The 24,385-nt window shown below is 61.6% G+C and carries 15 protein-coding genes; 11 read left to right on the forward strand and 4 right to left on the reverse strand.

Annotation, left to right across the window (positions count from 1 at the left end; translation table 11 throughout):
• The first annotated feature begins 310 nt into the window (after window positions 1–310).
• A complete protein-coding gene (locus tag B5527_RS18045; protein WP_079602727.1) occupies window positions 311–13,987 on the forward strand; it encodes an Ig-like domain-containing protein in 13,677 nt (4,558 codons plus the stop codon).
• A gap of 428 nt (window positions 13,988–14,415) precedes the next feature.
• On the opposite strand, the gene B5527_RS18050 is transcribed toward B5527_RS18045, so the two are convergent.
• The 4 genes from B5527_RS18050 to B5527_RS44085 form a co-directional block, all read right to left on the reverse strand.
• On the reverse strand, window positions 14,416–15,180 hold the full coding sequence (locus B5527_RS18050) for a hypothetical protein (protein ID WP_154072329.1): 765 nt from the start codon (window positions 15,178–15,180) through the stop codon (window positions 14,416–14,418).
• Window positions 15,181–15,299: 119 nt separating this feature from the next.
• The gene (locus B5527_RS44080) at window positions 15,300–16,112 is read right to left on the reverse strand and encodes an HNH endonuclease (protein ID WP_154072330.1); all 813 of its coding nucleotides are present in this window, start codon (window positions 16,110–16,112) and stop codon (window positions 15,300–15,302) included.
• A gap of 287 nt (window positions 16,113–16,399) precedes the next feature.
• Entirely contained in the window at window positions 16,400–17,491 is a 1,092-nt protein-coding gene (locus B5527_RS18065; protein ID WP_172842583.1) for a tyrosine-type recombinase/integrase, read from the reverse strand.
• Between the two features lie 91 nt (window positions 17,492–17,582).
• Complete coding sequence (locus B5527_RS44085) at window positions 17,583–17,888, reverse strand: hypothetical protein (RefSeq protein ID WP_245332638.1); 306 nt, start codon at window positions 17,886–17,888, stop codon at window positions 17,583–17,585.
• A gap of 623 nt (window positions 17,889–18,511) precedes the next feature.
• Between B5527_RS44085 and B5527_RS18075 the strand changes: the two genes are divergently transcribed.
• The 10 genes from B5527_RS18075 (at window position 18,512) to B5527_RS18125 (ending at window position 24,296) form a co-directional block, all read left to right on the forward strand.
• Window positions 18,512–18,730 (forward strand): helix-turn-helix domain-containing protein, encoded by a 219-nt coding sequence (locus B5527_RS18075; protein ID WP_079602732.1) that lies wholly within the window; start codon window positions 18,512–18,514, stop codon window positions 18,728–18,730.
• Complete coding sequence (locus B5527_RS18080) at window positions 18,727–19,563, forward strand: hypothetical protein (RefSeq protein ID WP_079602733.1); 837 nt, start codon at window positions 18,727–18,729, stop codon at window positions 19,561–19,563. Before B5527_RS18075 ends, B5527_RS18080 begins: the two co-directional genes overlap by 4 nt.
• A gap of 15 nt (window positions 19,564–19,578) precedes the next feature.
• The gene (locus B5527_RS18085; RefSeq protein WP_154072332.1) at window positions 19,579–19,827 is read left to right on the forward strand and encodes a hypothetical protein; all 249 of its coding nucleotides are present in this window, start codon (window positions 19,579–19,581) and stop codon (window positions 19,825–19,827) included.
• Between the two features lie 79 nt (window positions 19,828–19,906).
• A complete protein-coding gene (locus B5527_RS18090; RefSeq protein WP_079602735.1) occupies window positions 19,907–20,206 on the forward strand; it encodes a hypothetical protein in 300 nt (99 codons plus the stop codon).
• A 581-nt stretch (window positions 20,207–20,787) separates the two neighbouring features.
• Window positions 20,788–21,036, forward strand: a complete 249-nt coding sequence (locus B5527_RS18095; RefSeq protein ID WP_154072333.1) for a DUF6074 family protein — start codon at window positions 20,788–20,790, stop codon at window positions 21,034–21,036.
• Between the two features lie 719 nt (window positions 21,037–21,755).
• Window positions 21,756–22,322: a hypothetical protein gene (locus tag B5527_RS18105; RefSeq protein WP_079602739.1), complete on the forward strand. Its 567-nt coding sequence runs from the start codon at window positions 21,756–21,758 to the stop codon at window positions 22,320–22,322.
• Between the two features lie 312 nt (window positions 22,323–22,634).
• The gene (locus tag B5527_RS47655) at window positions 22,635–22,961 is read left to right on the forward strand and encodes a DUF6074 family protein (protein ID WP_079602741.1); all 327 of its coding nucleotides are present in this window, start codon (window positions 22,635–22,637) and stop codon (window positions 22,959–22,961) included.
• Window positions 22,903–23,388, forward strand: coding sequence for a hypothetical protein (locus B5527_RS18115; RefSeq protein WP_154072334.1), 486 nt, complete (start codon window positions 22,903–22,905; stop codon window positions 23,386–23,388). The genes B5527_RS47655 and B5527_RS18115 overlap by 59 nt, the downstream gene beginning before the upstream one ends.
• A gap of 163 nt (window positions 23,389–23,551) precedes the next feature.
• On the forward strand, window positions 23,552–23,947 hold the full coding sequence (locus tag B5527_RS44090; RefSeq protein ID WP_154072335.1) for a hypothetical protein: 396 nt from the start codon (window positions 23,552–23,554) through the stop codon (window positions 23,945–23,947).
• On the forward strand, window positions 23,922–24,296 hold the full coding sequence (locus B5527_RS18125) for a hypothetical protein (RefSeq protein ID WP_079602744.1): 375 nt from the start codon (window positions 23,922–23,924) through the stop codon (window positions 24,294–24,296). Before B5527_RS44090 ends, B5527_RS18125 begins: the two co-directional genes overlap by 26 nt.
• Window positions 24,297–24,385 lie beyond the last annotated feature (89 nt).

Genomic DNA, 24,385 nt, shown 5'->3' on the forward strand with positions numbered 1-24,385 from the left:
CCCCAAGCCCATGTGTTCCGACGGGGCCTCGCCGGTTAGTCGCCGGAACCATTCAGGTTAATCCCGGCGGTCGCGGCATTTTTTTCCAATTTGACCCGTTCGGGTGAGGCGGCCGCCACCACGCCCAATATAACTAGTTTTTTAGTGAAGCCTGGCAGGGGGTTTCCGATCTCACCGCGCGCTGCCGGATCCGGTTTCGTTTTGGCGAAGCCGGACGCCGCGGGTTTGCGAGCTTGGAAGCTTCGGTCATTTGCGACGCCTGCAAGGCAATGAGTTTGGAGAATTCAAAAGTTTTTATTTGGGGGGACCAATGTCGAACGACGGTGTGACCAGCATTATCGGCAACCAGAACGCCGCGGTAACCGACGGCAACAACAGTCTGATCCTCGCTGGAAACGGCAATGACACGCTCATCGCAGGAGCAAGCAGCATTGTGACTGCGGGCAATGGTAGCGACAAAATTACGGTCGGCGCCAACGGCATCATCATTGCCGGCAACGGCAACGACACCCTGACGAGCGGCGCCAACAGCCTGATCACGGTCGGCAACGGCAACGATACGATAACCGCGGGAGCCAACAGCCTGATCGTCGCCGGCAACGGCAACGATACCGTCCATCTCGGAGCCAACAACATCGTCACCGTCGGAAATGGCAAGGACACGTTCGTGCTTCCGTCATCCTCGCAGGTGACGCTCTCGACGCCCTCAAGCCTTGCGGTCAACGAGGATGGCGCGGTCGCGCTGGCGATCGGCGTCGGCTCATCGGGTTTTGGCTTCGGCAATGAGGCGATTCTCGGTTTCAACGCCAGCAACGACAAGCTTCAGTTCAACACCTCGCAGTTCGCGAATTTCGCGGCCGTCATGGCGTCGGCGAAACAAGTCGGTAACGACGCCGTCATCACCGGCGACGCCTCCGATACGATCGTCCTGAGCGGCGTGCGTCTCTCCAGCCTGACGGCAAGCGATTTTTCCTTCACCAGCACATCGAACATATCGGTGACGATATCGGGAATACCGGCCGGCGTGACGCTGAGCGATACCGCGGGCACCGTCGCCGTGACGAACGGCAGCGCGACATTGACCCAGGCTCAGCTTGCCGGGTTGACGCTGAAGGCCGGCGAGGTGACAGCCGCGACGTTAACGGTCACGGCGACCGACGCATCGACAGGCCACTCGGTTTCGAAGACAATCGCGCTCTCCGTCAATCCCGTCGCTCCGACGCTGATGGGCCCGGCGTCGTTGACGGTCAGCGCTGGCGCTGCCATCGCTCTCGGGATCACGGAAACTCCGTTCGACGCCCGCGACACCATATCCCTGACCATCAAAGGCGTGCCCGCGGATGCGTCGCTGTCGGCCGGGATCAAGAACGCGGATGGCACTTGGACGCTTTCGCCGCCGCAGCTCGCGGGCCTGACCCTGCAGGCCGGGAGCGCGACAACGGCCGCCCTGACGGTCACGGCGACAAACACGCTCGGGCAAACAGCATCAACCTCGGAAACTATCCAGCTCAACGTTGTAACGCCGCTGAAAGTAACGTTCGACACTGTGTCGTTCACCGACACGGGCGTGCAGGGTGACCATATCACCAACAACAGCAGCGTCACGCTGTCCGGTACGGTGACCGATAACTTGACGGTATCGCAGGTTCGGGTTTTCAACGGCAGCACGCTGTTGGGCACGGCGACCGTCGACAACGTCCACCACACCTGGTCGCTGACCAAGATGCTCGCGGACGGAACCTACAACCAGCTGGTCGTCAAAGCGACCGATAGCGCAGGCACCACAGCCGCTGCGAGTACAACCCAGTATGTTGAAATCGACACCACAGCTCCTGCGCTCGTTTCGCAGTCTGAATCCGTCTCGGGACTCACACAATCGAAGATCGACGTCATCACCGTGAATGCGACCGACGCCAACGGCGTGGCGTCGGTGGCGATCTATGACGATGCGACCGGTCATCTGCTGGGCAATGCAACGCTGAGCAACGGTACCTGGAGCTACAGCGCGACCGGACTGTCCGACGGCGCCCACAATTTTTACGCCGTGATCACCGACGCGGCCGGCAACCAGACCAGGACGGCCGACCTCGCGACCGTAACGGTCGATACGACGCCGCCGACGGCAACCATTTCGGCCTCCGTGACCGGGGCAACCAACGTCACGTCCGATGTCATCACGATTAACGCCGCCGATGCCAACGGCGTCGCCTCGGTCGCGATCGACGACAATGGCAACTTTATCGCCAACGCGACACAGACCAGCCCGGGCGTATGGAATTACGTGGCGACTGGTCTTGGTCAGGGCAGCCATGACTTCACGGCTGTGGTCACCGACAACGCGGGCAATTCATCCACCACCGGCCATGCGTCGGTATCGGTCGATACAACCGCGCCTTCGGTCACATTTGATACGGTCTCCTATGACCACACCGGCGCCGCCAATTTCACCAAGGACGGAACGGTTACGCTGTCCGGGACGACGGCCGACAACGTCACGGTATCGCAGGTCCAGGTATTCAGCGGCACGCAGTTGCTGGGCAATGCTGTTGTCGACAACACGAGCCATACCTGGACTCTCACCGAAAATCTGGGGCCGGGCATTTACACCAATCTCAGCGCGACGGCGACCGACGAGGCCGGCAATACCAGCACGGCCAGCAATGCCGATGCCACGCAAACGCTGCACGTCGATCAAACGGCCCCCTCGGTCACGTTTGCAACGGTGTCGTTCGTCGACACCGGGACCCCGAACGACGGCATCACCGGCAACAACCTTGTGACGCTGTCCGGCTCGGTCACCGACGACGTGACGGTGTCGCAGGTTCAGGTGTTCAACGGCTCCCAGTTGCTGGGCAATGCCGTCGTCGACAACAACAGCCACTCCTGGACATTGACGACGAATCTCGCGGACGGAACCTACGCCAATTTGAATGCGACAGCGACTGACGAGGCTGGCAACACGACAAGCGTCGCCAACGCCAGCACGACCTCGAGCCTGCAGATCGATACCGCCTCGCCCACGATCACGTTCAACAACGTGACACTGACCAATCCGGCGGATACGTCCGGAACGCTCTCGTCGGATGGCGGAGTAACACTGTCGGGTACGGTGTCGGATAATGTCAGCCTGTCCCAGGTTCAGGTGTTCAACGGGACCGAGCTGCTGGGAACGGCGAATGTCGTGAACGGCGCCTGGACCCTGACGACGAGCCTGGCGCAGGGCAGCTACAACCAGTTTCACGCAACCGCGACCGACGAAGCCGGCAACGTTGCCGATGCCGGCATCAACCACGTCGTGACCGTAAGTCCCGAGTCGGGCTATGTCATTGACGGCTATATCCAGGGCGCGACTGTTTTCGCGGACACCAACCGCAATGGGAAGCTCGATCCCGGCGAGGCTTCGGGTGTAACAGACGCCTCGGGTCATTTCGTTCTCGGGCCCGGAACGACGTCGGGCACGTTGGTGCTGACCGGCGGTGTCGATACCGCGACCAATCTCCCATTTACGGGCGTGATGACGGCTCCGACGGGGTCCAGCCAGGTGACCCCGCTTACGACGCTTGTTCAATCGGTCGCGGCAGCCAATGGAGGAGACGTCGCATCGGCTTCGCAAGCGGTTGCCAACGCGCTCGGCCTCGATCCGACGGTCAATCTGACCAACCTCGATACTGTGGCGGCCGCCTACGCCGGCAATAGTCAGGCCTTCGTCGCGGCCAGCGAGGTGCTGAACACCGTCTCGATGGTTGCGTCGGCGGTCGCAGGCACGGGAGCTTCAGACTTCTCCTCTGCCGCCAGCGGCGTGTTTTCAGCCCTTGCATCGCAAATCGTCGCAAATGGGTCTCTGGATCTGAGCAGCTCTTCCGTGGTCTCGGCGGTCGTCAGTGACACCATCGCCTCGGTCACCTCGGGAACCTCGACTTTGACGAGTGACCAGACCTCGGGCATTGCCAGTGTGGTGACCTCGGTCAATCAGGCAACGGACCAGGCGGTCGCGGACAGCGGCGGTAGTTCCACGGCGGTGCTTCTCACGAATGTCAGCGCCACCTCCATCGTGGCGCAAGGCAGCGCGTCGGCGCAGCTTCAGCAGGCAACCTCCGGCGCCGTCGATTTGTCGACGGTCGTCGCCAACAACACCGGCAGCAGCCTGAGCAATTCCGTGGGAGCCGCGGTTGGTCAGGTAGGAAGCGTCGCTCCCGCCGCGCCGACCGTGATCGGCCTGACCCCGACGGATAGCTCGCCGAACAATGCAAATCTCGTGCATTACCTGCTGACGTTCTCGGATCCGGTAACCGGCGTCAATGCGAGCGATTTCAGCCTGTCGACGACCGGGCTGACGGGCGCTTCGATCGCAGGTGTTACGCAGGTCAGTGGCAGCAACGGGACCCAATACAGCATCGCAGTCAATGCCGGGTCCGGCAACGGTACCCTCGCGTTGAACTTCACCGGCACGACCGTCCAGGATCTGGCCAACAATGCGCTGGCTGACCAATCCACTCATGTGGGGTCAACCTATGTGATCGATCAAGATACCAATGAACAAGCCGCGTTGTCTCTGACGGTCACGAATACACAGGTTAATACGGCGGGTTCTGCGGTCCTCAGCTTCGCCATCGCGGGCCTCGGACCCGAAGATACCGGCGTGGTCACCTTTACCGATGGCCAGAACAAGGTGACGGTCAACATCTCGGCGGCGCAGACGAATTACACCGCCAATCTCAGCACGCTGACGGACGGCACCATTACGTCGTCGCTGGCGGTCAACACCGATGCGGCCGGCAATTCGTTCTCGCCGGTTGCCGGCACGAGCGCCGTCGCGTTGAGCGGCTTCAACGTCTCAGGCAGCCCCTTCCAGATCATCCAGAACGGGACGGGCGACATCACGCTTGATCCGTCCGGCAGCGTCGTCGGGCAGGCCGGCGACGGCGTGATCGCGGAGCAGAGCAGCAGCGGGACCGGCAACATCATCGTCAACGCGTCGGGCAGCCTGACCGGAACGGGCAGCGGCTCGACCGGCCTGCTCGCCGAGAACCTCAACGCGGCCAATGCCGGCAACATCACGGTGACCGCCACCGGCGGCGCCAGCGGCGCGTTTGACGGGATCGACATCGTCAATCAAGGCAGCGGCAATATCGCGCTCGAAGCAGGGGGAGCGATAGCCTCGACCGTGCAGTTCGGCATTCGCGCCGAGGCGCACGGTACCGGCAGCGTGTCGGTGGTGACGGACGCCGGCAGCACCATCCATTCCGGCGGCGCCGGCGTCAGTGTCCTCAGTTTCGCTACCGCGATTGCGGCCTCCGCCAACAGCACGCTCACGGTTACGACCAACGGCACCATCAACTCCGGGACCACCAACAATCCCAGCGGCTCGGTGGCCCAGGGCGTGGCCGTCGGCTATTATGGCGCCAACGGTACCGCCAACACCGGCATCAGCGGCACCGTCGTCGTCAACAACAACGGCAACATCACGGCGGCGGCGGGCTACGGCATCGACGCCTACAATTACGGCAACGGCAATGTGACGGTGAACGAGGGGGCCGGCACCTCGGTCTCCGGCGCGCAATATGGCATTGGAGCGTTCGGCAACAGCTTCGGCACCGGCAATATCGCGGTCAATGTCGCGGCCAACGCCACGCTCTCGGGCGGCTCGATCTTCGGCATCCAGGCGTTCGAGAACGAGGTCGGCAGCGTCAGCGTCATGACCGCGGCCGGCGACGTCATCACCGGCGGCAGCAGCGGCATCAACGCCCAGAGCCAGGCGGGCTCCGATGGCGCCAGCAGCAGCGTCACGGTGATCGCCAACGGCACCATCCATTCCGGCTCGAACCTGACGCCGAACGGCTCGACGCCCGGAGGCATCGTTGCCGGCTACTCTCCCAATGGCCAGAACGTGGCCAACGGCAACGTCGCCGGCAACGTGTTGGTGCAGAGCAATGCCACCATCGTGGCGGCGGCGGGCGCCGGCATCAACGCCTACAACTACGGGACCGGCAACGTGACGGTCGCCACGGGTGCCACCTCGTCGACCACCGCGGCGACGACCGGCACCCAAGCCGATGGCATCAATGCCAATGCGCTCAATGGCGGCAATGTCAGCGTCACCAATGGCGGAAGCCTGACCGCTGGAACCGGCATTTTCTCCAGTACCAACCATGGCGGCTCCATCACCCTGGAGAACGACGGCCTGATCACCGCCACCGCACTGTCCGGCATCAACGTCTCGCAGAACAGCACCGGCTCGACCGGATCGGTCACCATCACCAATACCGGCACCGTGGTCGGGGCGGCCAGTCATTCCGCGATCAACGTCACGGAGAATCCCACCGGCACGGTGACGATCAACAACTCCGGCACTATCGGCGCGGTCGCGACGGCGGCCTCGACCCCTGCCATCACCGAGAACGGCGGCATAGCCGTCGTGATCAACAACGCCGGCCAGATCGACGGCGGCGTCCTCACCAACAGCACCGGCGGCTTTACCGGCACGTTCAACAACAATGCCGGCGCGAGCTGGCAATCCGGCTACATCGACGACGAGGGCACCATCACCGCATCGGGTGTTGGCTCGGCGATCGCGGTGCTGGGCACATCGGGCGGCATCACTGTCGCCAACAATGCCGCCGGCAGCCTGACGGTCGCGGCCGGTGCTGCCCTGACCGCCGATTTCCTCAACATCGGGCAGCTGCTCGGCAGCTCGGGAACCGTTACCGTCACTGGCGCGGGCACCACGGTCAACACCACGGCCGGCCAGTACCAGAACATCCTGGCCGGCAATGACGGCACGGCGTCGCTGACCATCTCCAACCAGGCGGTAGTCACGACAACCAATATGGAGGTTGCGAACAATTTCGATGCCGGCGTCACCGACACGCTGATCGTCGACGGCGCAACGCTTAATGCCGTCCAGAACCTGACCATTGCCAATGCCGGCACCGCCAACGCCACGGTTGAAAACGGCGGCACGATCTCGACCGGCTTCCTTTCCATGTCCAGCCAGGCCGGCAGCGCCGGCAGCCTTACCGTGACCGGTGCAGGCTCCGTCGTCACGGCCGGTGGAATCGGCTTTGGTTCGTCCGTCAGCTCGGCAACCTTGAACGTCAGCAATGGCGGCGCCGTCGTCATCGGAACCGGCACCACGGCGATCGCGGGCGCCGTCCATGTCGGCAGCTTCGCTTCGCTGATCGGCGCCGGCACCATCAATGGCAATGTGGTGGACGACGGCAACATCACGGCGCTCGGACTTTTGGACATCACGGGTGTCCTGAGCGGGTCGGGATCGATCAATATCAATGACGGGGGGACGCTCGAGCTTGCCGGATCCGGCGCCGAGAGCATGTTCTTTGCCGGCGGCAACGACACGCTGAAGCTCGACAACACGCCGGGCTTCACCGGGACGATCGCGGGGTTCTCGGGAAGCTCCGGCAACTTTACCGTCACCGGTCTGGGCAACGTCACGGCGGCAACGGGAGACGCGATCGACTTCACCTCGTCGGGAGGTGTCGTCGGCAGCCCGGCCAATGTGATCGTCACGACCGGCGGGGCAATCACCGGCGCGGCGAACGGCATCAACATCATCCAGAACGGGGTCGGGGACATCACGGTTGACCCGACCGGGAGCGTGACCGGTCAGGCCGGCGACGGGCTGATCGCGGAGCAGAGCAGCAGTGGGACCGGCAACATTGTCGTCAGCGCGTCAGGCAGCCTGGCCGGTCAAGGCACCGGGTCGGAAGGCCTGCTCGCCGAGAACCTCAACGCGGCCAATGCCGGCAATATCACCGTCACCGCAACCGGTGGCGCCAATGGCGCTTACGGTATCGACACTCTGCAGGACGGCAACGGCAATATCTCGATCGAAGCGGCAGGAACTGTCAGCGGCAGTGTGCAATACGGCATTCGGGCCCTGAGCTACGGCTCCGGCAGCCAGACGATCCTGACGGACGCCGGAACCAACATCAATTCAGCCAGCAGCGGCATCAGCGCCGCCAATCGCGACACCACGATCACAGCATCTGCCAATAGCTTCATCACCGTCACCAACAATGCCACCATCAATTCCGGAACCACCAACAACCTCAGCGGCTCGGTGCCGTTCGGCATCGGCGCCGGATATAACGGCATTGGCGGCCTGACCAGCATAGCCAACACCAACGTCAACGGTACGGTGACCGTCAACAACAACGGCAACATCACCGCGGCGGCGGGCTACGGCATCGACGCCTACAATTACGGCAACGGCAATGTGACGGTGAACGAGGGGGCCGGCACCGCGGTTTCCGGCGCGCAATATGGCATTGGAGCGTTCGGCAACAGTTTCGGCACCGGCAATATCGCGGTCAATGTCGCGGCCAACGCCACGCTCTCGGGCGGCTCGATCTTCGGCATCCAGGCGTTCGAGAACGAGGTCGGCAGCGTCAGCGTCATGACCGCGGCCGGCGACGTCATCACCGGCGGCAGCAGCGGCATCAACGCCCAAAGCCAGGCGGGCTCCGATGGCGCCAGCAGCAGCGTCACGGTGATCGCCAACGGCACCATCCATTCCGGCTCGAACCTGACGCCGAACGGCTCGACGCCCGGAGGCATCGTTGCCGGCTATTCTCCCAATGGCCAGAACGTGGCCAACGGCAACGTCGCCGGCAACGTGTTGGTGCAGAGCAATGCCACCATCGTGGCGGCGGCGGGCGCCGGCATCAACGCCTACAACTACGGGACCGGCAACGTGACGGTCGCCACGGGGGCCACCTCGTCGATCACCGCGGCGACGACCGGCACCCAGGCCGACGGCATCAATGCCAATGCGCTCAATGGCGGCAATGTCAGCGTCACCAATGGCGGAAGCCTGACCGCTGGAACCGGCATTTTCTCCAGTACCAACCATGGCGGCTCCATCACCCTGGAGAACGACGGCCTGATCACCGCCACCGCCTTCTCCGGCATCAACGTCTCGCAGAACAGCACCGGCTCGACCGGATCGGTCACCATCACCAATACCGGCACCGTGGTCGGGGCGGCCAGTCATTCCGCGATCAACGTCGCGGAGAATCCCACCGGCACGGTGACGATCAACAACTCCGGCACTATCGGGGCGGTCGCGACGGCGGCCTCGACCCCTGCCATCACCGAGAACGGCGGCATAGCCGTCGTGATCAACAACGCCGGCCAGATCGACGGCGGCGTCCTCACCAACAGCACCGGCGGCTTCACCGGCACGTTCAACAACAATGCCGGCGGAACGTGGCAATCCGGCTATATCGACGACGAAGGCACCATCACCGCATCGGGGGCGGGCTCCGCGATCACGATCGTCGGTGCATCGAATGGGATGACCGTAGGTTATTCGGGCACCGGTGCTCTCACTGTCGAAGCCGGGGCTGCGGTGACGGCCGGGTCTCTGAACATCGGACAGTTGGTCGGCAGCCATGGCGCGGTCGACGTCACCGGCGCAGGCACCACCCTCAACACGACCGTCGGTCAGTACCAGAACATTCTGGTCGGTCTTGACGGTACGGCATCGCTGGCGATTGCCGATCATGCGGTGGTTACCACCACCAATATGAACGATGCGGTCAAGTATGACGTGGGCGTAACCGACACCATTGACGTCAACGACGCGACACTTAATGCCACGCAAAATATGTCGATTGCCGGGGCCGGTACTGCCAATGCCACCGTTGAAAACGGCGGCACGATCACGGCCGGCTTCCTCAATATTGGAAGCCAGGCCGGCGGTACGGGAAGCCTCACCGTCACCGGCGCTGGTTCAGTTGTCACTGCCACCAACTTTTTGGGGGTAGGTTCCTCCCAAAGCTCTGGAACGCTGGCGGTTAGCGGCGGCGGCTCGGCTATTTCGGATGGCGGTATTGACGACGAAGGAACGATCACTGCGTCGGGGACCGGCTCCGCCATCACGGTCGTTGGCGCTTCGAACGGAATCAATGTCGGCTATTCCGATACCGGCAACCTGAGCGTTGCGGCTGGCGCGACACTGACGACCGATTTCCTGAATATCGCGCAGCTTGCGGGCAGCACCGGGACGGTCAACGTCACCGGCGCCGGCACCACCCTGAACACTACCTCCGGCCAATACCAGGAGATCGCCGTCGGCTTCGATGGCACGGCTGCACTGACGATTGCCGACCAGGCAGTGGTGACCACCACCAATATGGACGTTGCGGTCAATTTCGACGCGGGTGTGACCGACACCCTGGTTGTCAACGGCGCCACCCTCAACAGCCAGTACCTCAACATCGCCGATGCCGGCACGGCCAATGCCACCGTCGAGAACGGTGGCATCGTCGATGCCGGTTCCATCACCATCGCCAGCCAGGCCGGCAGCACGGGCAGCCTCACCGTTACCGGCGCAGGCTCCGTGGTGCAGACCTCCGGCCTGACGCTGGGTTCGTCGCAGAGTTCGGCGACGCTGGCGGTCGCCAATGGCGGCGCCGTCGATATCGGAGCCGGCACCATTACGATTGCCGATGCTGTTCATGTCGGCCTTGGCACCGCGCTGCAGGGCGCCGGCATCATCAACGGCAACTTGGTCGACGATGGCAGCGTCATCGCGACCGGCGGGCTTCTGGAAGTCACCGGCGAACTAAGCGGGACCACCGGTTCGGTCACCATCGACGATGGCGCGACGCTCGAACTGGCCGGATCGGGCGCCGAGATATTTACCTTCGCCGGCGGCAGCGACACGCTGCAGCTCGACAACGCGCTCGGCTTTACCGGCACTCTCTCCGAAGTCGCCTCCGCCGCGGGTAATTTCACCGTCACCGGCCAGGGCAATGTCACCAGCGCCACTGGCGACGCGATCGACTTTACGTCGTCCGGCAATGCCGCCAACATGATGATCACGCTGGGCGGCACCATCACCGGCGCGGTCAACGGCATCAATGTCATTCAGAACGGCAGCGGCGACATCACGCTTGATCCGTCCGGCAGCGTCGTCGGGCAGGCCGGCGACGGCGTGATCGCGGAGCAGAGCAGCAGCGGGACCGGCAACATCATCGTCAACGCGTCGGGCAGCCTGACCGGAACGGGCAGCGGCTCGACCGGCCTGCTGGCCGAGAACCTCAACGCGGCCAATGCCGGCAACATCACGGTGACCGCCACCGGCGGCGCCAGCGGCGCGTTTGACGGGATCGACATCGTCAATCAAGGCAGCGGCAATATCGCGCTCGAAGCAGGGGGAGCGATAGCCTCGACCGTGCAGTTCGGCATTCGCGCCGAGGCGCACGGTACCGGCAGCGTGTCGGTGGTGACGGACGCCGGCAGCACCATCCATTCCGGCGGCGCCGGCGTCAGTGTCCTCAGTTTCGCTACCGCGATTGCGGCCTCCGCCAACAGCACGCTCACGGTTACGACCAACGGCACCATCAACTCCGGGACCACCAACAATCCCAGCGGCTCGGTGGCCCAGGGCGTGGCCGTCGGCTATTATGGCGCCAACGGTACCGCCAACACCGGCATCAGCGGCACCGTCGTCGTCAACAACAACGGCAACATCACGGCGGCGGCGGGCTACGGCATCGACGCCTACAATTACGGCAACGGCAATGTGACGGTGAACGAGGGGGCCGGCACCTCGGTTTCCGGCGCGCAATATGGCATTGGAGCGTTCGGCAACAGCTTCGGCACCGGCAATATCGCGGTCAATGTCGCGGCCAACGCCACGCTCTCGGGCGGCTCGATCTTCGGCATCCAGGCGTTCGAGAACGAGGTCGGCAGCGTCAGCGTCATGACCGCGGCCGGCGACGTCATCACCGGCGGCAGCAGCGGCATCAACGCCCAAAGCCAGGCGGGCTCCGATGGCGCCAGCAGCAGCGTCACGGTGATCGCCAACGGCACCATCCATTCCGGCTCGAACCTGACGCCGAACGGCTCGACGCCCGGAGGCATCGTTGCCGGCTATTCTCCCAATGGCCAGAACGTGGCCAACGGCAACGTCGCCGGCAACGTGTTGGTGCAGAGCAATGCCACCATCGTGGCGGCGGCGGGCGCCGGCATCAACGCCTACAACTACGGGACCGGCAACGTGACGGTCGCCACGGGTGCCACCTCGTCGATCACCGCGGCGACGACCGGCACCCAAGCCGATGGCATCAATGCCAATGCGCTCAATGGCGGCAATGTCAGCGTCACCAATGGCGGAAGCCTGACCGCTGGAACCGGCATTTTCTCCAGTACCAACCATGGCGGCTCCATCACCCTGGAGAACGACGGCCTGATCACCGCCACCGCCTTCTCCGGCATCAACGTCTCGCAGAACAGCACCGGCTCGACCGGATCGGTCACCATCACCAATACCGGCACCGTGGTCGGGGCGGCCAGTCATTCGGCGATCAACGTCACGGAGAATCCCACCGGTACGGTGACGATCAACAACTCCGGCACTATCGGGGCGGTCGCGACGGCGGCCTCGACCCCTGCCATCACCGAGAACGGCGGCATAGCCGTTATCATCAACAACAGCGGCCAGATCGACGGCGGCGTCCTCACCAACAGCACCGGCGGCTTCACCGGCACGTTCAACAACAACGCCGGCGCGAGCTGGCAATCCGGCTTCATCGACGACGAGGGCACCATCACCGCATCGGGTGTTGGCTCGGCGATCGCGGTGGTCGGCAACTCGATTGGAATGACCGTCGGCAACAGCGCCACCGGCATCATGACCATCGAGGCGGACGCCATGCTGTCGGCCAGTTTCCTCAACATCGGCAATCTCGCCGGCAGTCACGGCACGGTCGACATCACCGGCGCCGGAACGACCGCCAATTTCACCTCCGGCCAATACCAGAACATCGGCGTCGGCTTCGATGGCACGGCGTCGTTGACCATTGCCGACCATGCAGTGGTGACCACCACCAATATCGATGTCGCGGTTCACTTCGATGCGGGCGTCACCGATACGCTCGATATCAACAACGCCACCCTGATCAGCCAGAACATCATTATCGGCGATGGCGGCACGGCGACCGCCACAGTCGAAAACGGCGGTACGCTTACGGCCGGCTTCATCTCGCTCGCCCTTCAACCCGGCAGCACGGGATCGCTGACCGTCGATGGCGCAGGCTCGCTTGTCACCGCCACCGGCCTGAATTTTGGCTCTTCCGCCAGTTCGGCGACACTGACCATCACCCATGGCGGCGCTATCGACATCGGCACAGGCGCCACCAGCGTTGCGGGCGCCGTCCATGTCGGTAGCTCCGCCGTACTGATGGGGACCGGTACGATCCATGCCGACCTCGTCAACGACGGCAGCGTCGTCGTTACCGGCGCTACGCTCGATGTCTCAGGCTCCGTTACCGGGTCCGGCGGCTTTACGATCGACAATGGCGCTCACCTGGAATTCGGCTCGTCGGTCGCGGCGACCGACACTGTGGTGTTCCAGGCCTCCACGGGATCCTTGATCCTGGATCATTCCAGCAGCTTCGCGGGCCTGATCTCGGGATTCACCGGAGACGGCACGCTTGCGGGTTCGGACCAGATCGATCTCACGGACATCAGCTACACCTCCAGTTCGTTCTCGGAGACCTACGATCCGGTCCATGACACGCTATCGGTCAGCGATGGAACAAACTCGGCGTTGCTCCACCTTGTTGGCACTTATGTCGCGCAGAATTTCAGCTTCGCAAGCGACGGGGGCACAGGCACGATCGTCTATGATCCGCCGGTAAATTCAGGCGCGCCCGCCAGCCATGGCTCCTTACCGGAGGTGGGCCGGGGAAATACCAACACGGCCGCGGGTGACGCCTACGCGATGAGCAACGGCAGCGGGTTCAGCTTTGCGCACCTTGACCATGGCAATTCCGCCGGCTTCCATCCGCTGGATTTGTCCCAACCTGACAGTCACTGGTTAGCGACATCGCCGATCACTTCTCAAGCGCCGGATCCGGGATTGGGAGCGGGGGTGCACCCGGATGGGCATTATCTGGCTTCCCCGTTTGCACCTGCCGGCGCGGAGCTGCATTTGACACATTTCCACCTCGTCTGACGGCGAGAGGCTTCCTTCTGCCGATCGAGCTTTAGCTGCAGAGCTGAAGTCCGACCGCCTCGACGAACATGAAACTGGTGAGAGGATCCTGACCGGTGAACTCTGCGCTCGAGCGTGCGTCCATCGGGACGGTGGATAAACCCTCTCGGCCTGAGCAATTGCGCATGCCCGCCTTGAACCAGACATCGTGGTCGGACACCATTGAAGGTTCAAGGCCGGTCCTCTGACCTTTGACGGCGAGTTCTCCAACACCACCTGGAGCTACATCGGCAAGAGTGTAGCGCGAGACGCCTGGTAACGGTGTCGTCCGTTGTCGGCACAACAGACTCTACGCCCGCTGTCGAGACGTTGTGCAAAAATCATGATTTATGACGTCCAGCGGTGATTGTGACGGTGCTGCCGGGTCTATAGATAAAGCTTATCGTCGCCTATAAATCCTTATCCAACATATCATTCAGTCCAAGCTCCCTGAGCGCGCTCCGCGTCTCTTCAACCTTTTGCCCGGACACGCCGCCCTCGGGCGCAATCTCCACTCTCACCGTCAAACGCAGACCCGTACCGGTCGCAAATTTCGAAAGCACACGAGTATAAAAATTCATCCATTTCTGGGAAGGCACTTCTCCGCTCCAACGAAGGGCGCGAAGGCCGCCGGTGGCGGGTTTGGATTTTGCCGGCGACTCAGTAGCCGAGGTCGTCGGAGAAGCAGGTTCTGTAGAGCTAGGCGACGCCGGAGGGTGACCACCCTCGATGACCGGGGGTTCAGAAATCACCGGCTTCGCCTGTCCATCACGATAGGCGAGCGCATCCTCTCGCGTGATAATGAACGTCTCATCCGAAATTTCAACTTCTGATGGATCGATGCTGCGCTCGAAATGGAAGGGAACAAACCTTCCGTCCCTGCTCTTGCCGACATAAGCCAAGAGCCCGTCCTGCACACCTCGTACTACAGTTTGCTTGATAGCCTCAGCGTTTAACAGCCGCGGGAAAACAGGCGAGGCATAAAACGCGTCTCTGATCGAGCGTGTGCTCCACTCTTTGAAGGCGGGTGACCAATTACGCCTTAGGAAGCTTGGACTCTTGATCGACGTAAAGGGGATTCTTGTCGGCGCGGCAGGCAACTTAGCCGCTACCGGCGCAATTGCCACCCTCAACGCCATCCTAGGCACCGGCGTACCAAGGCCATGATCGTTCATCGGCCTTCCAAGCGCGCCTCCCCGACGAGGAGAGGTGAGGGCTGCCCGGCCCCCAAACTGGTTCTTCGTTGCCGGTCGATGCCAAAGACGTTGCGGGTCGATGCAAAGACAAAGCGGGCCTAAGTAGCGGCAGGAGGAATCGATCCTGCCACCACCAAATAGGTAGGAGCGCCGAGATTGGCAAAGAGTCTGATGCTAACAAGGGCGTAGTCAACGCCGTTGCCAACATACCGGCTGAGCGTCAGTTCATGGAGATTTTCCGAGACCGCATCGTTCCGCATTCCACCGATCAGATCGTACCGCGTAGCGCGAGCCTCTTCCTTGATCACATCTAAGAGCATGGGCCTAAATTCATCGCCAAGCATGTCAACAGCAAAGCAGTGCGCAATTTTCGCGAGAAATTGGCAGAATTTGTAGGTATCTAAAATCGGGGAGGCGAAAGCCTCAAAACCTGCAGGCACCGGCGGACCCGAGGTTAGATGCGCAACCCAGGCACCCTCCATCTCCGCAACGTCGGCCGGCCTGTTGTTCAAGATTCCGGGCGGCCCCAATCTCAAAAGGAAAAGCAGGACCGGGATGTTTTTGATGGGTAGGAAAATCTCCACGTCCTTGCCGGCTACCTTGCCCTGCACCTTGATCGTGTCGTGACCGCGCTTTCTGCGTTTTCGACGGATCCCAAGATGGACTCGCGGCGCATAAAGTATCGTTTTTAGTATCGATTGTTCGAAATCATTTATCCTGCGCTCGCATTGCTGACACGCGGCTTCTTCGATGATCAGGTTCCCGCCCAAGGCTTCCGCGATGACGTGTTCGTCTCCAAGCTTTCGATCGTTTGCTTCTCGGTAATGACGCTCACCGCAATAAATGCATCGCCCCTTTGAGGGGCGCCTGGCTGCTGGATCGTGATTTTTGATTTCAAACGTGCAGGCCATGGAAACAATGAGCCCCCGCGGGTGAGGGGGCTTCTGAGAACAAAAACTGAAACGCCACGTACCATCCGTGTACCACGGACTAAGCGGGACTAAACGGGAAAGCCTGATATCAAAGGGTTTTCTTCATTTCGGAATGGTACACGAATTTATTGAGAACAGAACACGCATCCCCTTGAAATCGCTGGCGATCCCAGCAGGATTCGAACCTGCAACCCACGGAGTAGAAATCCGTTCCGACTGTAGCAATAACAATATGTTAGCGGAGCCGTGTTGCAACGGTGTTGCGCCTACGAACCGAGTAACTTTGCTTGCACGTTGTCAGCGGCGCGCTGGTCCGCCTCGCTGTCGACGAACAGGTGGCCGTAAGTGTCGAAGGTCACCATGATCGACGAATGCCCCATGAGGGTTTGTATCTGCTTCGGGTTGTGCCCTTGCTCGATCCACAGCGAAGCGCAGGCGTGGCGTAGGGCGTGCAACCCGTATCGGGGGGCTTCCCGCATAACGGGTTCGCCAGCGTTGTTGATTACAGGTTTGCCGGCGTCGTCCGTGACCGGCACGAGCTTGGTGACGTTTGCTGCGATCTGAATAGGGCCAAAGCCGTGCTCGATCAGGTTGGCATAGGATTCGACCTTGCCGATCCCGTTGGGGAAAACCAGATCAAGGTCACCCTTGGGGCAGGCCAGTTTCCACTCCCGCAGCGCGTTGAGCAGCAGCGATGAAAGCCGCAGCGACCGATAGGCTAGCTTGGACTTGAGCCTGCCGATTTTATGCGATGCGTCGGCGCGCTGGGTGACATTGATCAGGCGGGCCTCGAAATCGACGTCAACCCAGCGCAGGCCGCGGAGCTCGCTGGCGCGCAACCCGCAGAAGATGGCGACCAGCACCAGCGCGCGCCAAAGGCGGCTCTTTCGCGCGGTGGAGGCCGTAATGATTGCCTGGAGCTCGGCTTTTGTCGGAATGACGGGGCGGGGATCGTCGCGTTCGGGAAGATCCAAATCGAGGCCAATGGTAGGGGCCACGTTGGACAGCCCGCGCCGACGGGCTTCTTTGAAGATCGCGCCGAGGGACCGGACGACGCGCTTTATCATTTCGGACGACCGGCCAGCGTCGCGGAGTTGGTCTGCGAACGCGTTGACCGCCGGCACCGTCAGGTCCGACAGCTTCTTCGCGCCAATGAACGGGTAAATGTGCAGTGCGCAATGCTCCTCGTAGCCCTTGATCGTCATGGCCTCGAGCTTCTTTTCGTTGCAGCGCTTGATCCACAGCGCGCCGGCTTCATTGACGGTCGGCGAAATGCTGCCGGGGGTGTGAACCCCACGGGCAACGTCGTGACGCGTTTCAATGAGCCAGGCCTCGCCATCGGATTTGCGGTCGAACATCTTGAAGCGGCGCTCGCCGGCGCCGTCGACATAGCCTGCCTGCCATCGAATGAGGCCAGACGGAAGTTTGCGCTTGCGGACGGTTGCCACGTTAGAACGCCTCCTTGTCGATGACGCTAGTCGCGAGTTGCTCATACCGCTCATGCGTCCGCGGCGATGCATTCGGCTTAATGGGCCGCAGCCAACGGTCAGTGAACTGCGACAGCGTGAGCTTGGAGGGCTCTACGTAGGATCCATCCTTCATTTCTGAGATCAGGCGCGCCCATTCGACCTGAGCCTGACGCTTGATACCTTTGGAGCTGTGCCATTTCCGTTTGCGTTTGCCAGTCGCCGCGTCACACTGTTCGAGCACAATGGCCCAACTCCCGGCCGCGCGTTCTCTAAGATGTCCCTTCACTATTTGTCTCCCGAAGCAAGTTGGATATTTCGGACAGCAACTGTGATCGGATCAGCGAACACATTTTAGAACGACTCTGTGGCAGTGGTTTCGTGGTTCCAAACAGGCTCAGCTCGATTTCGCCGTCCTCGCGGCGATAGTCGATTGTTGCAAGTGGATATTCGTGATGGACCACGATATCGCCCGTGCGGCCCAATAAATGTAGATCAGTGAGGATTACAGCGAGCGCCCCCCGGAGTTTTTTTTGGTTGGTAAAAAGGCACTTTCCAATCGCAGATTGGGCTTCGCAATATTTGATAATTCGACTGTCGACTTCGGAAAGGGACGACGCCGCCCCCACGGAGATGAGCAAGGCTGCAATAGCATCCGCTGAAAGCTCGACACCGCTACCCGGACCTCGCCCGACTAAGGGTTGCAGGACGCCTTGGCGCACGAGCGCTCGCTGCCTTTCATAAAGAGCCGCAGGTGTGCTCCCGATGACATCGGCTAATTGGGGGAGGAACGCCTTTAAACTAGACATGACTGGACGGTACGGAATTTAGTGGTGGATGTACACCTTTTTCATTGCGCAGCATGATCACCAGTGCATAATGGTGGTGAACTCACACCATTGAGGTTCCGCTATGCCCAGCCGCCACGAAAGCAAACGAGATGATCGGCTTGTCTACGATGTGCCAGAGGCGGGCGCGCTGTTGGGCTTGAGCCGCAACGCTTCCTATGAGGCGGCCAAGAGGGGACAACTTCCTACCATCAAGGTAGGCAAACTGCTCAAGGTCCCCAAAGCGGCACTGATGAGGTTGCTTGAGCAGGCTGGGATCACGAAGGGGGGCACCGCATCATGAGCCACCCCACCAGCGACGCCCGCGTGGGGGCTCTCTCGAATGTCCCGCCCGCACAAGCGCCGGCAGGAGCTGCTGCTGGCTTCGACTACGCCGCCCTCCGGCCAGCAGACGCCGAAGACCTGCGCGACCGCGCAGGACGGCTTCGCGGCTTATTTAAGAAGCACACCGCAGACATCGTCGTCATCGGTCGCGACCTGATCGCGGTCAAGGATCGCCTGGCGCATGGTCAGTTCGAGAGCTGGATTGAGCGCGAGCTCGGCGTCGGCATTCGCGCGGCGCAGTATTACATGACTGTGGCTAAATTTACCGAGGGCAAAAGCGAACACGTTGCGCTTTTGCCTCCCGGGACCCTGCGCTTGTTGGCCGCGAAGTCGGCGCCGGCGGAGATCGTCGAGCAGGTCATTGCCCGTGCTGCCTCCGGCGACATCGTGCCCGACGATACCGTCGCGGCGATGATCCGCACCGACAGGATGGAGAAGAAGTCGCAGGCGGACCGGGAAGCAGAGGCCGCGAAGCGCAGGTCCAAAGGGGGAAGGGCAGCCAGGACCAGGAAGGCTGCACTCGGATCTAACATCGTCACCTGCAATGGCAAGCGCACCGAGGCGCAGCCGATCACTACCGAGCCCGTCATCGATGCGGAGCCGGTCGTCAAGAGGGTCGGGACATCCCACCACGAACTGACCAACCTGCTTGACGGTTACTGCGGTCGCCTGGAGGCGTTCGTCGAGAACCATCCCGATCTCGACGATGAATGCAGGCGGTGCCTCATGCAGGCGCTCGAACTGAATGCTGACCGGCTTCAGCGGTTGGCGCAGCACCTCCACAGCAGATAGGTCGAGGTGTGCATCATGTCCAATTCCAACAAGATGTCACAGAGGGCCAAGCTCATTGTTGATCGTTGCCGTCAGGACGGTCAGCGATTGTGCAAGTCCTTCCGCGTCAAGACCACCGGGGACGCCGAGGTCATGTACGTGCTGGAGCCGAGCGGCAAGCGAGTCGGGCCGAAAGGTGCGCAGGAGGTTATCGATAAGGGACTTTTGAAGCCACTCGATGATGGTCTGTTCGGCGGGTCGACCGCGCAGACTTGGATCGCATGAACGTCACGTTCGCGGAGACCAGCAAGGTCTCCGCCGCACACAGCGGAACCCGTATTAACCGCCAAAACAGGAGACTCCTATGACGACCGTCGAAGACAAATTGACAACCGAAGAATGGCTCGCGATCCGCAAGGAAGCTGGTCTTCGAATTGATCCTGCAACCGCCCACGTGACCTGGAGGTACGCACAAGTAGTCGACCCCTATGGGGTCTTCCCGTATGACCCAGAAGCTGACTGCGTTGGGAGAGAGTATTTCGCTCGCTCTCCAGAGAGCGACGTGTGGGTCAGCTTCAGCGATCTTCCCAAGGCGACGTTAGATGCCCTGTGGAATAGGGCAGACGCTATGTCGATGACGATTTGCCTTTCTAGCTCAGAGTAACGTTGCGCCGGGCGTTCAAGTATTGAACGCCGGCGCTTCCGGCGTGGTGCCGATCTATGTAGCCGCCAACTAATACGTCGCCCCCGAGGCAGCCACATGGGGTGTGACCAGCGGCAGCGAGTCAGACAAAGCCGATGGACGGCACCCGCGATGTGGATGGAGGACTAATCCGTGAGCTTAAGTAGAAAAGCATGGCACCGGCAACAACTCGAAATCCTGATCAACGAGGCGGAGACCCTTGATGATCTGCAGGTGCGCCGGGTTCCGACCAAGCTGCACATTCGGTGCCCGTGCGGCCATCAGGGCAGCGTTGAAGTATTCCTGGACAAGCCGCCGCGATTGCGATGCGTGAAATGCGGCAATCGCAATCCGATCATTTGCAGCCGCGACAGAAGCCGCGTGTGGTCGGCGCAACGACGCGGCAGATAGGGGGACTGCAAAACGAGAGTACGGAAACAAAACGTTTCTGGAACAAGTGTCTAACCTTTTGGAGCCCTTATGGCCGGCCTCAATGTGTATAACGCCCGCAGCGGATCACCCTCGCAAGTCTGGAACTCGTGCCAGGAGCGACGGAGGTGACCGTGGCGGACATCGTACCGTTCCCCCTCGCGCGCAGGCGCGCTTTTATCGACCGGCATGCCCGGCTGATCGCCGCTATGAGGCCGGACGCCGGCCAGCGCCACCTTGAGCGGCAATTGGCTTTTCAATTTGAAACGCTGCGTAGAAAGAACATCGATGGCGGGGCCATCGACCGGGAGGTTTCCAGCCTGCGCGCGGCAATTCACGCGGCTATTGCGCACGGCATGTTCAAGTCGGGAGACTTTGCGTGATGGCCGCAGCCACAAACGCCTTACCCGAGGTTGGGCTTGTTCAGCCCGCGCGTCGGCGTCGTCAGTTTATAGACGAGAACGCGACTCCCCTTGGCGCGCTTGTTTGGCGCACCGCTCGTCAAAAGGCCAAGCTATTTGATCAATGGCGGGTTGCGATCGGAAAATTATTTCCGTCATCGGCTCGGGTGCTCCGCGTCGCGTGGGCCTTGGAATGGCTCTTCGGTCAAGAAGGGTTCGCCTACGCAACCGACTCTTACTTGAGTCGCAAACTGGGTATCCCCGTCAATAAAATTCAGGCCGCTCTTCAAGATCTTGAACGGGCAGGGGGCATCATTCGCGCTTCGGTCTTCGTGCAGAATAAGCCCCAGCGTCGCATCTGGCCGTCCTCTCAAATCGTCCAACGTTCACCCCCTTCCGTGGGGGGTAGGGACACCCCCCACAAAGACGCGCAAACTACCCCCCGCGCTGGGGAGACAGAATACTTAGGAAAGCACTCTTCGTTTCAGAAACCTCGCATCAGCTCCACGGCGCAGGCTGCGCGCAGAGAGGCAGAGTCGCGTGATGCGCGCGCTCGGCTGCGGGAGAACCAGCAATGAGGGCATTTTCTTTCTCGCAAGCCACGTTCTGGTCACATGCGGCGCGAGCGCCGCCATTGGGGTCCTGGCCGCATCCAACCGTTCTCGCTCCGCAAGTCTGCAAAGCAAAAAAGGTAGAAAGCTATGGAACATAATTCGCTCATCATCGAGCAAGCCATTAATCGGGCATACACTCACGATGTGCGGGAGTGCGTTCACCGCTCGTGGCTGAGCATGGGGTCCGATCCCCGATGGCACCATGAGAGTGTCTGGACCTTTAACGACGGCACCGAAGTAAACGTCAGGGGTCATGGGCGAGGCGCAGCGCTGCCCGCCGAACCCGGTTTCGAGGTGCTTTTCGTCGACTACCAGCAGAACGAGGATGATCCGACCATTGTCCGTCAACCGGTGATAGGTTGGCAGGTGGCTCCGAGCGATTTTGCCGGCACGGAACTTGAGCCGGTTGTCCAGCATGTCACGTCAACTGCGGAGCCGTCGCAATTCCGCGGCGTTGTTCAACCTGACGGACGAGTACTATGCCGGCGCACGTGGCTTCCCAACGAGGAGGCCTTCCTCAAAGCTACAAAAGCCGAGTGGCTGGAAACAAAGCAGGAGCTGGAGCATGAGCGCCAGCTGAGGAAGCGCTACAGCGACTGCCCTTACTGTGCGGAGCACCGTCGCAAGCTGCACGACGACGATATTCCCTTTTAAGAGAGATAGCTGCGGATCAGCCAAGAGACCAGCGCGCGACGCGCTGGTCTTCACAGCGGGCAAGGCCGTGCTTGTCACCAGCTTATCAACGAGGCGGAGACCCTTGATGATCTGCAGGTGCAGCATCTTCCTTCGTACCGCCAGATCAAATGTGCGCACTGCGGTCACACCGGTCGCGCAAGCATCCCGCACCAAACCAAGGCGCCCTCGTTCAGGTGTTCACGGTGTGCGCGGCGAGCTTAAACACCCGTGATCGCCTACGGGCAAAGTGTATGGAGGTTTAGATTGCTCATCGAACAACCAGGGTCTGCCATGATCTTCAGCGCCGTGCGATCCGGCGCCACCGTCGTTCCATTCCCACTCGCACGCCGCAAGGCCTTCGTTGACCGTCACGCTCGACTGATCTCGACCATGCGGCCAGAGGCCGGGGATCGCCACCTGGACCGCCAACTCTCGATCCAAGCCGAAAACCTGCGCCGAAAAGGAATCCCCTTGGAGACCATCGAGCGCGAGGTCGCCGCGTTGGGAGCCGCGATTCGCGCGGCCATGTGGCAGGCGGCCTGGATGAGGGGGACTGCACATGAGCGGTCGCCAGAAACACAAGAAGCTCACGGGTCAATTCGCCCCGCGACCGATTGATCTCCTTCGCAGCCCTGCGTATCGAGTGCTCAGTCTTTCCGGCCACCGGGTTCTGGCCCGCATTGAAATAGAGTTTGCAGATCATGGCGGCACCGACAACGGCCGGTTGCCGGTCACGTACGTCGACTTCGAGGACTTTGGTATCGACCGTCATGCCATCGGGCCCGCCATAAATGAGTGCGAAGCACTTGGCCTGATCGAAGTGACGGAGCGAGGCCGCTCTGGGAATGCAGAATTCAGGACGCCGAGTCTTTACCGGCTGACATATCGGTACACAGACAAGGCCGGCCCGAGCGATGAGTGGCGAAGGTACGACACCATCGAACAGGCGAAGGCTGTGGCAACCGTCGCTCGGCAGTCCAGCGTCGAGCGCAGCCGCCGCAAGCGCGGTCACCGCATGCCGCCGCCGCTGCGCGAGGCATCATGAAAACAGAAACCCAGTGGGGGGAAGCCCCACGTAAAACCAAATTCCCAGTGGGGTTAAGCCCCACTACACGACGAGGGGAAAAGCCCCACTACTTTCTATATCTCGGGTACCAGTCCACCGAACTGCATTCGCATTTTGCCGCGATGTCGCCTATGATGCTCACATGACTGACATCACCTCACCTGAAGATCGTGATAGCAAGACCGGCCGGTTTCTACCGGGCAATTCCGGTTTCGGCGGGAGGCCGAAGGGCTCCCGCAATCGACATAGCGAGGTATTTTTGTCAGCGTTCGCCGCCGACTTCGAGCAGCATGGCGCCGCGGTGATCGAACGGGTTCGCCAAGAGCAGCCGAGCGTCTATCTTCGCGTCGCCGCCGATTTGTTGCCGAGGGAAGCTACGCTTGGTGTCGACGTGTCCGTGGTCCACGAAGTCGGCGGAGTTCTGAACGCATTCCGTGTGATGTCTGATTTGCTCGGCACCGATCCAGAACTGGCCCGGCGTCGGCTTCGTCGGCTCGCGCCTCAGATTGAGCATGACGATGTTTCTCCTGGAAGATGATCGGTCGAACGCGGACCCCGACTCCATTGCGCTCGCGCAATGCGAAACGGTCTGTGAAGTTATTGTTGTCACACACCATTGGCTCGGGCTTGAAGGCGTCGACAAGCTGCTCGACCGGGTCTTGCCGATCTCCACGCGCGAACAGCTTCGGGGCGAAGCCGACGAACTAGCTCGGGTAGGGCTCACACCGTTGGCCCAACTTATCCGCAGGCGTGCTCGGAAGGCACGCTCTGAGCCGGAGCGCAACTGGTGGACCATACCCGACAAGGACCGGCGCAGAGCGGCGTTCGAGCGGCAGGGCGGCACGCGGTCGATATCCGCGAAGCCAGGAACGTTCTGCAGGCGCTGAACTACCCGCGATACCTGTGCCAGCTATTGACCAGGCTGGCGCGCCGAACGCCGCCTCGGCCGCCGCCGTACTTTAGGGGCGCCGGCCAC

Origin of the sequence: Bradyrhizobium erythrophlei (genome assembly GCF_900129425.1) — a bacterium.
GTDB lineage: Bacteria > Pseudomonadota > Alphaproteobacteria > Rhizobiales > Xanthobacteraceae > Bradyrhizobium > Bradyrhizobium erythrophlei_C.